Consider the following 12,482-nt stretch of genomic DNA (forward strand, 5'->3'; position numbering starts at 1 on the left):
AAGGGCAATTTATTCGCCCAAATTCGGTAAAATTATTCGTTTAAAAAAATTTAAAAGGAAATCCATGTTAAAAAATGACCACGACATTCACGCCTTTTTGGTACACACCCTAAACACCCTAATCAATGGCGAAAACCTAAGCGATGACGACACCGCCACGCTCATGACCCTTATCATGACAGGCAAATGCCCCGATGTGCTACTGTCCGCCATTATCACGGCTTGGCGTATCAAGGGCGAGACGGTGGACGAGGTTGCCATTTCTGCTCGTGTTATGCGGTCGTTTGCCAATGCCGTTACTTTGGACGTGGATAATGCGGTGGATATCGTGGGAACGGGCGGAGATGGGGCGAATTTGTTCAACGTATCCACAGCATCCGCCTTTGTGGTGGCGGTCTGTGGCGGTGTGGTCGCCAAGCACGGTAGCACAGGCGTGTCAAGCCGTTCGGGTGCGTCCGATTTGCTCACAAGTGCAGGCGTGAATCTCGCCCTTGACCCAAGCCAAGTTGCCGACTGTGCTAAAAATACAGGGGTGTGCTTTATGTTCGCCCCCAATCATCACCCCGCCATGCGTCATGCCAAGGCGGTGCGTGGAGCGTTGAAGGTGCGGACAATTTTTAATATTCTAGGGCCTTTGACCAACCCTGCGTCTACCCCAAACACCTTGCTTGGGGTGTATGATGTGGCATTGTGCGAAAAGCTCGCTCACGTCATGGGCAAACTTGGCAGTCGCCATGTGTGGGTCGTGCATTCTGATGACGGCTTGGACGAGATAAGCCTTGCCACACCCACAACGGTATCGGAATACAAGGACGGTAAGGTAACTACCTTTAAAATTACCCCCACCGATGTCGGCATTGCCATGCAGTCGCTTGACGGCTTGTCGGTTGGCTCGTCTGATGAAAGTTTTGACCTTATCAAATCTGCCCTACAAGGGCGAACCGACTCACGCACCCAAAAGGCGTGTGATATTATCGCTCTAAATGCAGGGGCAAGCCTGTATCTGTCAGGGGTGTCAGACAACTTTAAAGACGGTGTCGCCCTTGCCAAAGAGGCCCTAGCAAGTGGTAAGGCATGGCAAAAAATGCAGGAATTTGTGGCATTTACCCAGACGTTTAACGCCTAAAATAGGATATGTAGGGGCAAATTACAATTCACCCAAATTATATTTTCAAATTTAAAAAATTTTAAAAGGAAAAACATGTCAACCCCCACCATTTTACAAAAAATTGTTGCCACCAAACACCAAGAAATCGCCCAAGCTCGCACCCAAATCAGCCTTGATGAATTAAAACAAAAAGCCAAATCCGCCCCTACTGTGCGTGGTTTTGCCAATGCCCTGCGAGCGGTGGAGCAAGGCAAAATCGGCGTGATTAGCGAGATAAAAAAGGCAAGCCCGTCCAAAGGCGTGATTTGCCAAAATTTTGACCCCATTGCCACCGCCCAAGGCTACGAGTCGGCAGGGGCAACTTGTTTGTCTGTTTTAACCGACCGTGAGTATTTTTTTGGGCATGATGACTATCTTATCCAAGCCAAAAACGCTTGTAATTTGCCTGCCTTGCGTAAAGATTTTATGGTGGACGAGTACCACATTTATGAAAGCCGAACGCTTGGGGCGGATTGTATTTTGCTTATCATGGCATGCCTTGATGATGAGACCGTGACACATTTGCACAAGGTGGCGATAGAGCTTGGCATGGACGTGCTGATTGAGATTCATGATGAAAATGAGCTAGCTCGTGCATTGAAATTGCCCAAATCCACCCACAACATTTATGGCATCAATAACCGCAATCTGAATACCTTTGATGTGGATTTGAACACGTCCATTCGCCTTGCTAAGACCTTGCGTGAAAATGTGGGTGATGACGCACTTATTGTCAGCGAAAGTGGCATTCATGGGGCGGACGATGTACACCTGATGCAGTCGCATGACATTCATCATTTCCTTATCGGTGAGCAATTTATGAAAACGGACAATGCAGGGCTTGCGTTACAAAATTTATTAAAAAGCATATAAATACCACACAAACCAAAACCCCACACCACACGGCATGGGGTTTTTGCTTGACTTAAAACAATCTTAACCAATCTTATGACAATCAAACCCAAGTTCTGCCATTTGACTCTCTTTTTCAAGCGGAGCAAGGCTCGCCTTAACATGAGGCTTGTCTTTTAGATACGTGTGTGCCACTCGTTTTAGGTCGTCTATCGTAACCGCCAACAGCTTGGCTCGTATGGCTTCTTGCATTTCTTTGGTGCGTCCGTGTAGTTCGCTAAAACACGCCTTGACCGCCTCGCCTGCTGGGGACGCAGGTTTGTCCATACCGCCGATAATCCCCAAAATCGCCTCCTCCAACTTATCAGCGTCATGGTCGTTATCAAGTAGCCAGTCAATGCTCTTTTCAAAATGAAGAAAAGTCGCCACGCAGTGCGGGTCTCGGTAGCTATAAAAGCGAAAACTTGCCGAATTGGCATCAAAACTCGCCCCACCGCCATACGCTCCGCCTTTTTCGCGGATTGCCGAATGCAGATAGCCATTTCTTAAAAACGGAGCCAGCACTGTCAAGGCAGGTGTGTCCTCATGCCCCGATGTGGTCGCAGGGTAGGCTGTGGCATTATGATAGACATTGGTGGCGATAAGCCATGCGATGTCTTTATTGTCATCGCTGTTAGAAAGCTCATCAAACGCTAGTAGCGTATCATGTACTACGACAGACGATTTGACAGGCTTATGCGGTGTGTTTAGCACGTCTTTTATCACCGCCTTTAACTCGTCCGCCTTGTCCGACTCACACACCAAAATCACGTCTTTGGGCAGGTTTTGTACTTGCTCATGGATTTGGGCTAGGCGTACTGATAGCGTTTGCCAAACCGCTTGGTCGGTTTCACTTTGTTTTAAAAATGATTTTAGTGCCGACAGGGCAGGTAAGCCCGAATAACGGTATTCTAACGATGATAATTTGCTCATGCTCCGACTGGCGGTCTGAATGGCGTAGCTGTGTCCGCTTGCTGATAGGCGTGATTGCCAAGACGCTTGTTTTTGCTGTAACAGCTCGCTCATGCGGTCAGTTTCGGTGAAAATGGTGTTGTTTAGCACGTCGCTTACCAGCTCCACCGCCTCAGGCTTACGAGCTAAGGCACGGGTCGCCACTACTAGATAGCTTGTCATCGCCTCCTTATCATGGCGGTCGGTACGCTGTGAAATGCGAGCAGTAACGCCTGATGAAACGGACGCTTGCACCGCTTGGAACGTGCGTGCGTCATACCTATCCGTACCTAGCTCGGACAACAGCTCTAGATATAGGGGCAGCAGCGGATTATTTAAAATGCCTAAATTATCATTTAAATCAAGCACTACTTGATAATAATACAGTCCATTTGTCCCTGCATGATACTCATAAAGTGTACGTTCGTCTTGCCCAATGGTTATCGGCTGTTTGTTGGCGTGGGCGAATTTTATCGCTTTGGGAATGTCATCTAGCCCCACTTTTGGCAAAATATCCACGTCATCTATCATCGCTTGGCGTGTGGCAAGCTCGGCAGACTTTTGGCGAATGAGTGCTTTATCCTCATCGCTTAACGTGGTATTTAGCTTATCCAAACTTGCCTTTTCATCGTCTATCAGGCGTTGGGCTTTGTCCTTGTCAGGCGATAGAGTTAGGCGAACTCGGTGCGGATTGTCAATCAGGTGCGTTTTGATGAGATTTTGCACCCAATTTGGCTCTTTGACCTGCTCCGATAGCCACGACAAATGTTCATCAATCTCCCACATGTCCACAGGATTACCGCCATGCAGTGCCGTACCAAACCCTTCAAGCATGAGTGTCAAGCCATAAGGCATACTGTCGCCCCCGATATGGCGTTGGTCTAGCTCTATCTGATGCAAAATGGTCTGTATGGTCTCATTATCAATGGGGTTTTCTGCCACAGAACGAAGTAGCTCCAAAATGCCGTTTTCCACGTCATCGGCAAGCTCACGCTCCGAACCACGCACGCCTGCATAAAACGCCATTTCATAATGACTGTCGTCCAAGCCCAGTAGCGGACTTGCGGACGTGCCAAGTGGCGAGCTGTCAAGATACGCTCTTAGGGGCGAGCCTGCGTGTTCTATCAGCACGCCCTCCATGAGGCGAAGTGCCAGACGCTGTTTGGGGTCGGTAATGCTTGGTAGTAGCCACGCCAACACGTTATGGGTCATTTTCTCGCCACTCACGTCAGCGGTATAAGTGTCATAGACTTGCACAGGCTCATTTAGGCGAGTCTCGGTCATGGAGACGAACTGTTTGCCACGAGACGGCTTTTCAGCATCATCAAAACGCACTAGGGCATCATCGTGCAGGCGTGCTTGAATGTCCGCCACGTCAATGTCGCCAAAACTCATGATAATGGCGTTAGATGGGTGATAATGAGTCTTGTGAAAATTGACCAAATCAGCATGGGTCAGCTTCACAATCTCTTTTGGGTCGCCCCCTGAGTTATAATGATAAGTCGTGGTCGGATACAGGTGTGGTGCCAAAGCATAGTAAAGCTGGTCAATCTCGCCACTCATCGCCCCTTTCATCTCATTAAAGACAATGCCGTGATATTCAGGTCGCCCCTGCTTGTCAAGCTCCAAACGAATGCCTTCTTGGGCAAAATCTAACTCGTGAATGTTGGGGAAAAACACCGCATCAAGATAGACGGATAATAGGTTAAAATAATCGTTTTTGTTTTGACTGGCAAAGGGGTACACCGTCCAATCACTTGCCGTCATGGCGTTCATAAAGGTCTGCAATGACCGCTTAATCATGCTAAAAAACGGGTCTCGTACAGGGTATTTTTGTGAACCGCACAAGACAACGTGTTCTAGAATATGAGCTTCGCCCCGAGAAGTCATGGGCTGGGTGGCAAAGCCAATCATCAAGGCGTTTTCGTCATTATCACATGCCAGATGATAATGAGTTGCCCCTGTGGCAGTATGCTCGCAAAGTAGCACCGTGATATCAAGGGCTTCTATGTGGTGCTTAGATTTTAGGGTAAAGGCAGGGTGTGGGTTAAGATTTGTCATGAATGGTTCCGTGATGAAAAAATGCTATATTGTGGCAAAAATTTGCAATTTAAACAAGGCTTTTGTAAATTTTGATAAAAATTCTTGTTTTTATGATTAACTTTTATACTACTGAAAAAGTATTGAATTAGAGAATAATTTGGCGGTATACTTAGGATTATTTTTTCTTATCATTTTAATTTTAAAAGGCAATCATCATGAGCTACTTTGGCACAGACGGCATTCGTGGGGCATTTGGACAATTTCCCATTACCCCTGATTTTCTATTAAGATTGGGCTATGCCGCAGGGCAGGTTTTGACCGCCCAAAACATCACAGGCAGACGACCCAGCGTGGTTATCGGTAAAGACACCCGTCTGTCGGGCTATGTCATTGAATCCGCCTTGCAAGCAGGATTTAACTCGGCAGGCGTGGACGTACACCTACTCGGGCCTTTGCCAACCCCAGCCATTGCCCATTTAGCAAGAAGTTTTCATGCCGACATGGGCGTGGTGATTTCGGCAAGCCACAACCCTTATGGCGACAATGGCGTAAAGTTTTTTTCAGGCGAAGGCAAAAAAATCTCAGACGAAACCCAATCCGCCATCAACGCCAAATTGGACGAGATGATACATGGCGACACGCTTTCACGCCTTGAACACTACCCCACCGAGCTTGGCAAAAGCTACCGCATTGATGACGCTAAGGGGCGTTATATTGAGTACTGCAAAGGCTCATTCCCCTACCAATACGACCTGCGTGGGCTAACCATTGTGGTGGACTGTGCCAACGGAGCAGGGTACAGCGTTGCCCCACGGGTTTTGCGTGAACTTGGGGCAAGTGTCATCGCCCACGCCAACACGCCAAACGGCACCAACATAAACGACAACTGCGGTTCAACCCACCCCGAAGCCTTGCAACGCCTAGTGCTAGAACACAATGCCGATTTGGGCATTGCCCTAGATGGCGATGGCGACCGCATTGTGATGGTGGATGAAAACGGACAAATTTTGGACGGCGACAGCATTTTGTACATTCTTGCCAATGGGGCAGACGAAAAGCCTGCTGGCGTGGTTGGTACGCTGATGAGTAACATGGCACTTGAAAACTTACTTAAAAATCAAGGTATTAACTTTGTGCGTGCCAAAGTGGGCGACCGCTACGTCATGCAAGAGCTTGAAAAATATGGTTACGCCATTGGTGGAGAATCGTCTGGACACATTTTATGTCTTGACAAGTCCCGCACGGGCGATGCCATTGTAGCAGGCTTGCAGGTGCTGGCGGTTTTGGTCAAAAAAGGCGGTAAACTCTCCGATTTAACAAAGGATTACACCCCATATCCCCAAACGCTCATCAACGTCCGCCTAGCCAAAATGAGCGACCCTTATGACAATGACGAGCTAAAATCCACCTTCGCCCAAGCCGAGAGCGAGCTTGGCAGTACAGGGCGACTACTAATCCGTAAATCAGGCACCGAGCCTGTGATTCGGGTCATGGTTGAAGCCCAAGATGGCGATACGGCACAAACATTGGCAACGTCATTGGCGGATAAGGTAAAGGCGGTGTTGGGGTGATTTTAAATCATAGATAATTTAAAATGGGTGTGTGCGGTGAATTGAATTTACCTTATGGTAAATTTAACATTTGGGCGAATAAATTGCCCCTACATATCCAATTTTAAAATCTATATTTAAAAATACCCTTAATAAAAATATCATTTTAATATTTAAAAGAGAAAAACCCATGATATTAGACCTACCCCCAACCACCATAGAGCTAATTACTGCCAAAGCCGAGCAAGCAGGTATGACGGTTGATGAATTGCTTATATCTACTTTTACCAAAGATGATGAAGACGCTTATTATGATTGGTTTTATCAACATCATTTTGATATTGAGAAATTAGATAAATCAATCAAAAGCGGTTCTACCCCTATACCCCATTTTGACAGCGTAGAACAGCTGGCAGATTGGCTGGGCGGTGCAAGATGAAAGTGAAAACAAGTCTTGCCTTTGACGAACAACTTGCCCTACTTTCACACGCAGACCGCATAAAAATCGCTCTATTTATCCAACAAATTCAACAACACGGCTTGCGTGGTCTGCAAGGTCGTAATCAATCCTCCGCCCCAACCAATCCCCACACCAAAAAAAGAGCGAGCCAATTTTGATTATGCCCAAAAACATTGTTTGTGGCATTATCATATAGGCATTCCTGAATATGTGGGCGATGATGGCGATATGACGAGCGAATGTATTCTGCATTATCAACGCTTTGATGATGAAATTGTACTGGTGGATATTAGTACGCATCCGCCTTTTGAATTACCAAGTCAAGATAAATTAAAACAGTTGCAATAAAGGTTGTTAAATGAAAATTTTTGTCATAATAGGAATTTTATTGGCGGTATCAGCAAATGCCAATGTTGATAGTGCCAATCAAAAAACAGAACATTTTATTGATAATGAATGCACGAAAGCGATTTTTGCGATGTCTGATGCAATTTTGTATGGCAGAATGTGCATGTTTTATGATGATAATTCCTTAGGTCTTGAGAGTATCTTATTTAATATAAAAACAGTAAATAAGACAACTGAACAAGCAAAGGCTGTTTGTCCTGCAACTTTATCTGGGGCTGAATACGATTTGATAGAGCAACATAGCCCCAATTGGCATTTACATCAAGTTAATCCAACACAAATTACCGAATATCCTAAAGCGATAGAATTTTGCAAAACTTATAAAACAAACCATTAAATCAAAAAAGGTAACTTCTATGGGAATTGATTTTAGTGCCAGCCGTCTGTCCTACGAAAAAGACGAACTCATTGAAAAAAACATTGGCGACACCCCTTATCCATTGCTCCAAAAATGGATGAGCGAAGCCCTAGCTGAACAAATCGGCGAAGCCTATGCCTTTTCGCTTGCCACTTGTGGGGCGGATAGGCGTCCATCGGTGCGAACGCTACTCATGCGTGAGATTGTGCCTGTGGGCGATGACATGGAAATGATTTTTTATACCAATTATGACAGCGACAAGGGGCAGGATTTGGCAGACAACCCGTTTGCCGAAGCCTTGTTTTTTTGGCATATGCTAGAACGTCAAGTGCGAGCGTCTGGGCGTGTGGTAAAATTATCCACTGAAAAATCAGAAGCCTACTACCATTCCCGCCCAAAAGACAGCCAGCTGGCGGCGTGGGTCAGTCGCCCCCAAAGTGGCGTGGTAGAGAGCCGTGAAGTCATGGAGAGCGATTTTGCCAAATTATCCGAGCAGTTTGGCGAGCATATCCCCAAGCCCGAATTTTGGGGCGGATATTGCTTATTGGTCGATAAAATAGAATTCTGGCAAGGGCGAGCCAACCGTATGCACGACCGCATTGTCTATCGCAAAGGCGATAAGGGTTGGGAGAGAGAGCGGATATTGCCATGATATTTTTTAACAAATATAAAAAAGCGATGATAAGAATACTCATCGCTTTATTGATGATAGTTGCCATTATTATTTATAGCAATTTATTAAAAGTAGTGGATTATAAATTTGATAATATCGGCTATCAAAGTGATAAGGCATTAAATATCGCCCTAATTACCGATTTGCACGCTTGTTATTATGGCGATAATCAAAAATGGCTGATAGATGGTTTAAAACAAAAACAGCCTGACGTGATATTATTGGGCGGGGATATTTATGATGATAAAATGCCTTTTGATAATGCTGATGAATTATTAAGCCAATTACCCAATATTGCCCCAACCTATTATGTGGACGGCAATCATGAAAATTGGCTAAGTCAGCCGGATTATAATAAAGTTATGGGTAAAATTCACACTCATGGTGTATCAATCATTCATGGCAAAAGTATATCCGTGCCAAACACCAATGTCGTCATTCATGGCATATCTGACCCAGACGGCGGAGCGTTTGATAAGGATTTAAAAACAGTAACGGATAATTTAAATAATGATACTAAAAATCACGTCCATATTTTATTAACCCACCGCCCCGAGCATATTGACACGTATCTTAATTATCCTTTTGATATCATCATGGCAGGTCATGCTCATGGCGGACAATGGCGAGTGCCATTCGTTATCAATGGCGTGTACGCTCCCAATCAAGGGCTATTCCCCAAATATGCAGGCGGACTTTATGAATTTGCCAATGACAATAACACCAAATTTATCGTGAGCCGTGGCTTGGCACGAGAAAGCACGAGAGTGCCACGTCTGTTTAACCGTCCTGAATTAGTGTTTGTGAGTTTGGAGTGAAGCTACCCCACACAACGTTTTGGTGTTTGTTTTTTATTTAGCGATGTCTGACACCGCCACGAATTATCATCTATTTGATGATAAATTGCCAAATGCCGACCGTTTAAATACCGCACCGGATAACTTGCCCCTGATACCGTTGCCACCACCGCACAATCGGTCTTGGCATAGGGCAGGCTTGCCACCACTTCCACGCTCACCCTTTGGTTGTCGGTAGTAACGGGCAGACCCACAGGGCAGTTACCTGTTTGCTCATAGATGAGCTCCACTCGCTTGGCAATGGCATTGGTACTGCGATAACTCTCAAAAATCACTGCCTGCTCTTTTTGCATGGCGATAATCGGCACAAATTGCAATACAATAATCGCAAGCAACGTCCCAAACATGGCAAACGCCACGCCAAGCCCCACCACACTGACCCCGCCATGCTCTGCCAGATATGCCTTTTGAGCGTTCTTGTCAGTAGGGTATAGCTCCACGGCATCGGCAATCTCACGCCGTGCCATGCGATAATAATACGCGTCCGCCCAGCGTGCCACCATGCCCGACCAAAACAGCCACACCGCCCCAGCTATCATGAGCCGTGTGTACATCTGATAGTTATCAGGCAGTTTACCCACAAATAAAAATTCACACACCGCCAAAATGATGACGATGTTGAGCTTAATAAACGACCACCCTGCCACACAATACACCACGCAGTCTAGATAACGCTTGCGGTATAACAGCCAGCCAAACGTGGTGAGAAACGCCGACCAGTTCCAGCGAGCATGCAGTTTGCCTGCCTTATCAAATTGCCCAAACCGCTTTAAATAATAGCTTTGCGAGCGTGTGCCAATAAACCACTTGTCAAGCTGAATCCGCTCTTTGTCGGATAAGTGGGGCAAATAAAATGGAGGCGGAGTCGTGTCTTCTAAAAATGGCAAACGAAACATAAATTTTGTACTTAACCCATGAATGCTTTATAATAGGCACTATTTTACGCCTTTTTTAGGTAATATACCATGACTAACCCAGACCAATCCACCCCAAAAGCCCCCCTTGCCCCTGTTGGGGGCGACCGCCAAAGCCCTGACATCTCTCGGGATACCATCAGCCAAGAAATCCAAAACCTAGCTCGCACGCCCACCGAATACAGCCACGCCATCGCCACCTTTATGAGACGGCGAACGCACCTGAGCCAGTATGCTGAGACCGCCCTGACCGACCCTGCCTTTGCTCCGTACATCATCAATCATGGTAAGGATTTGGGCAGATTGGGCGATGTATCTAACATCACCGATTTGCGGGTGTTTTTTAAGGATACACCAAATGGCGAGAACGCCCCTTTGACCTTAGAAATCGGCTTTGGCATGGGCGACAGCTTGGTAGAAATGGCACAAGCCGAGCCAGCTCGTAACTTTGTCGGCATAGAAGTCCACGAACCAGGCATTGGGCGTACTGCTTATCTATCTCATGAATTGGAACTGACTAATTTAAAGGTGCTAAATGGCGATGCGATTGCCTTATTAAACAATTTACCTAGTGAGCATTTGGACACGGTACAGCTTTATTTTCCCGACCCGTGGCAAAAAAAGCGACATTACAAACGCCGTTTTGTAACGACCGACCGCATGACCTTGGTGGCAGACAAACTAAAAACGGGCGGGATTTTTCACAGTGCGACCGATTGGGAGCATTATGCCTTGTGGATGCTTGAAGTGCTAGATAACATGAGCGAGTTTGAAAATATGGCAGGCAAAGGCAACTTTTCGCCACGTCCTGATTTTCGCCCTGCCACCAAATTCGAAAAACGTGGGGCGGATTATGGACGTGCGTCTTGGGATTTGCTATATCAAAAGGTGTAACTTAAGGCAATACCGCACTGGGCATACGCTTCATGATAATCCGCTTTTTGTTTTGTAGGCGGCGGTTATTGAGATTTTTTTGGTAATATTTGGGATTGGGGAGCATGCTGATGAGCAATGCCGACTGCTCACGGCTTAGGTTTTTGGCAGATTTGCCATAATAATGCCGTGCCGCCGCCTCAATGCCATAAATGCCCTCGCCAAATTCCGCCACGTTCAGATACACCTCTAAAATCCGCTGTTTGTCCCACTTCTGCTCCATCATCACCGTGATAATCGCCTCTTCGCCCTTACGGATATAGGAGCGGTGCGATGTCAAAAACAGATTTTTGGCAAGCTGTTGGCTGATGGTCGAGCCGCCCATTGACACCGCCCCGCCTGCTTCGTTTGCTTTAATGGCGCGCTCAATGCCTTCCATGTCAAAGCCATTATGCGTGGCAAATTTGGCATCTTCGCTCGCCACCACCGCCTGTTTGACCGCTTTGGCGATATCATCATAATCTACCCATACCTGCACAACCTCGCCCCCTGATAGGCGATGAGCAACCATAAACATGGAGTTACCGACAGGGGCGACTTTCCACACGCCAAGCATGGCGGCGATGAGCAGGTGAAAGCTGATTACTAACACCAAGAGTGGAGCTATCACCCATCGCCACAGCCATGCCACCAGTCGCCGTCTTTTGGGTTTGGGGGGTGTTTGTGAGTCGGGACTGGGCTGAGACGGCGTATTTGTGGTTTTTTTAAACATAAAATAAAATAAACTTGGGGTGTATTTGCTATAATAAACGCCCTATTTTACACGATTTTTTGCTATGGGGCATTTATTTTTATGAATAATATTAATTTTATCAAATACTTACAAAAATTAACAAACGACCGCTTCGCCCTAACTTGCCTGGCTCATAACGAATACCGCACGTTTCATGCCCTACTATTGGCGACATTTACAGGCTTAGACAGCCAGCAAATCATCCACACATCCAATCCTACCACAGATTGGTATCTTTTAGGCACGGATGGCTGTCATCTGTGCCACACCAGCCACGCCCTACTGACCCAAGCCCGAGCTATACATCCACGCATGCCTGCCATTCATGTGCTTGACCTTGCCGACAGCGAAGAGCTGATAGACCATCTGGGCACGCTCATTCCCATTCTTATCACCCCCACCCGCCTACTATGCTATCCGTTTGGGATTATGGATATTGTTCATCTTTTATCAAATAATCATCACGGATAAGCACGCCAAAATCATACATCACACCGATTTTTATAAAATATTTTTATCAATTTTTAAAATTTATCGAAAAAAAACAATAAAAATGTGATGATT

Annotated in this window: 14 protein-coding genes; 11 read left to right on the plus strand and 3 right to left on the minus strand. The window is 46.3% G+C overall.

Going from position 1 to position 12,482, the window contains the following annotated elements:
- Nucleotides 1-64 precede the first annotated feature (64 nt).
- A complete protein-coding gene (gene trpD / locus LP107_RS09330) occupies nt 65-1,126 on the plus strand; it encodes an anthranilate phosphoribosyltransferase (RefSeq protein ID WP_112742066.1) in 1,062 nt (353 codons plus the stop codon).
- Nucleotides 1,127-1,201: 75 nt separating this feature from the next.
- The gene (trpC, locus tag LP107_RS09335) at nt 1,202-2,020 is read left to right on the plus strand and encodes an indole-3-glycerol phosphate synthase TrpC (protein ID WP_078274289.1); all 819 of its coding nucleotides are present in this window, start codon (nt 1,202-1,204) and stop codon (nt 2,018-2,020) included.
- A gap of 63 nt (nt 2,021-2,083) precedes the next feature.
- Here the strand turns inward: trpC and LP107_RS09340 are convergent, their stop codons facing one another.
- Nucleotides 2,084-5,050 (minus strand): insulinase family protein, encoded by a 2,967-nt coding sequence (locus LP107_RS09340; RefSeq protein WP_112742064.1) that lies wholly within the window; start codon nt 5,048-5,050, stop codon nt 2,084-2,086.
- Nucleotides 5,051-5,247: 197 nt separating this feature from the next.
- Here LP107_RS09340 and glmM point away from each other — a divergent pair, with 197 nt between their 5' ends.
- From glmM to LP107_RS09375, 7 genes are all read left to right on the plus strand, one after another.
- Nucleotides 5,248-6,603: a phosphoglucosamine mutase gene (gene glmM, locus LP107_RS09345; RefSeq protein WP_112742062.1), complete on the plus strand. Its 1,356-nt coding sequence runs from the start codon at nt 5,248-5,250 to the stop codon at nt 6,601-6,603.
- 169 nt (nt 6,604-6,772) lie between these two features.
- Nucleotides 6,773-7,021 (plus strand): hypothetical protein, encoded by a 249-nt coding sequence (locus LP107_RS09350; protein WP_078274292.1) that lies wholly within the window; start codon nt 6,773-6,775, stop codon nt 7,019-7,021.
- Nucleotides 7,018-7,200 carry a hypothetical protein gene (locus LP107_RS09355; RefSeq protein WP_208624083.1) on the plus strand — a complete coding sequence of 61 codons (183 nt, stop codon included), beginning with the start codon at nt 7,018-7,020 and terminating at the stop codon, nt 7,198-7,200. The genes LP107_RS09350 and LP107_RS09355 overlap by 4 nt, the downstream gene beginning before the upstream one ends.
- A gap of 19 nt (nt 7,201-7,219) precedes the next feature.
- Nucleotides 7,220-7,390 carry a hypothetical protein gene (locus LP107_RS09360; protein WP_208624082.1) on the plus strand — a complete coding sequence of 57 codons (171 nt, stop codon included), beginning with the start codon at nt 7,220-7,222 and terminating at the stop codon, nt 7,388-7,390.
- 10 nt (nt 7,391-7,400) lie between these two features.
- The gene (locus tag LP107_RS09365) at nt 7,401-7,787 is read left to right on the plus strand and encodes a hypothetical protein (RefSeq protein ID WP_112742060.1); all 387 of its coding nucleotides are present in this window, start codon (nt 7,401-7,403) and stop codon (nt 7,785-7,787) included.
- Between the two features lie 19 nt (nt 7,788-7,806).
- On the plus strand, nt 7,807-8,460 hold the full coding sequence (gene pdxH / locus LP107_RS09370; RefSeq protein WP_112742058.1) for a pyridoxamine 5'-phosphate oxidase: 654 nt from the start codon (nt 7,807-7,809) through the stop codon (nt 8,458-8,460).
- The gene (locus LP107_RS09375) at nt 8,457-9,299 is read left to right on the plus strand and encodes a metallophosphoesterase (protein ID WP_264676179.1); all 843 of its coding nucleotides are present in this window, start codon (nt 8,457-8,459) and stop codon (nt 9,297-9,299) included. The genes pdxH and LP107_RS09375 overlap by 4 nt, the downstream gene beginning before the upstream one ends.
- 2 nt (nt 9,300-9,301) lie before the next feature.
- Here LP107_RS09375 and LP107_RS09380 read toward each other — a convergent pair whose 3' ends face one another.
- The gene (locus LP107_RS09380) at nt 9,302-10,234 is read right to left on the minus strand and encodes a DUF2628 domain-containing protein (RefSeq protein WP_264676178.1); all 933 of its coding nucleotides are present in this window, start codon (nt 10,232-10,234) and stop codon (nt 9,302-9,304) included.
- A gap of 69 nt (nt 10,235-10,303) precedes the next feature.
- Here LP107_RS09380 and trmB point away from each other — a divergent pair, with 69 nt between their 5' ends.
- On the plus strand, nt 10,304-11,146 hold the full coding sequence (trmB, locus tag LP107_RS09385; protein WP_078274298.1) for a tRNA (guanosine(46)-N7)-methyltransferase TrmB: 843 nt from the start codon (nt 10,304-10,306) through the stop codon (nt 11,144-11,146).
- 1 nt (nt 11,147) lies between these two features.
- Here the strand turns inward: trmB and mtgA are convergent, their stop codons facing one another.
- Complete coding sequence (gene mtgA / locus LP107_RS09390) at nt 11,148-11,819, minus strand: monofunctional biosynthetic peptidoglycan transglycosylase (RefSeq protein ID WP_264676329.1); 672 nt, start codon at nt 11,817-11,819, stop codon at nt 11,148-11,150.
- Between the two features lie 159 nt (nt 11,820-11,978).
- On the opposite strand from mtgA, the gene LP107_RS09395 reads away from it, so the two are divergent.
- Entirely contained in the window at nt 11,979-12,389 is a 411-nt protein-coding gene (locus tag LP107_RS09395) for a thioredoxin domain-containing protein (protein WP_078274300.1), read from the plus strand.
- The last annotated feature ends 93 nt before the right edge of the window (nt 12,390-12,482 follow it).

The organism is Moraxella bovis (assembly GCF_025985205.1).
GTDB classification, from domain to species: Bacteria; Pseudomonadota; Gammaproteobacteria; order Pseudomonadales; family Moraxellaceae; genus Moraxella; species Moraxella bovis.

Coding starts and splice junctions, on each gene's coding strand:
- LP107_RS09365 (WP_112742060.1), top strand. CDS start 7,401: ATGAAAATTTTTGTCATAATAGGAATTTTATTGGCGGTATCAGCAAAT.
- glmM (WP_112742062.1), top strand. CDS start 5,248: ATGAGCTACTTTGGCACAGACGGCATTCGTGGGGCATTTGGACAATTT.
- LP107_RS09340 (WP_112742064.1), bottom strand. CDS start 5,050: ATGACAAATCTTAACCCACACCCTGCCTTTACCCTAAAATCTAAGCAC.
- trpC (WP_078274289.1), top strand. CDS start 1,202: ATGTCAACCCCCACCATTTTACAAAAAATTGTTGCCACCAAACACCAA.
- pdxH (WP_112742058.1), top strand. CDS start 7,807: ATGGGAATTGATTTTAGTGCCAGCCGTCTGTCCTACGAAAAAGACGAA.
- LP107_RS09395 (WP_078274300.1), top strand. CDS start 11,979: ATGAATAATATTAATTTTATCAAATACTTACAAAAATTAACAAACGAC.
- LP107_RS09350 (WP_078274292.1), top strand. CDS start 6,773: ATGATATTAGACCTACCCCCAACCACCATAGAGCTAATTACTGCCAAA.
- LP107_RS09355 (WP_208624083.1), top strand. CDS start 7,018: ATGAAAGTGAAAACAAGTCTTGCCTTTGACGAACAACTTGCCCTACTT.
- LP107_RS09375 (WP_264676179.1), top strand. CDS start 8,457: ATGATATTTTTTAACAAATATAAAAAAGCGATGATAAGAATACTCATC.
- trpD (WP_112742066.1), top strand. CDS start 65: ATGTTAAAAAATGACCACGACATTCACGCCTTTTTGGTACACACCCTA.
- trmB (WP_078274298.1), top strand. CDS start 10,304: ATGACTAACCCAGACCAATCCACCCCAAAAGCCCCCCTTGCCCCTGTT.
- LP107_RS09380 (WP_264676178.1), bottom strand. CDS start 10,234: ATGTTTCGTTTGCCATTTTTAGAAGACACGACTCCGCCTCCATTTTAT.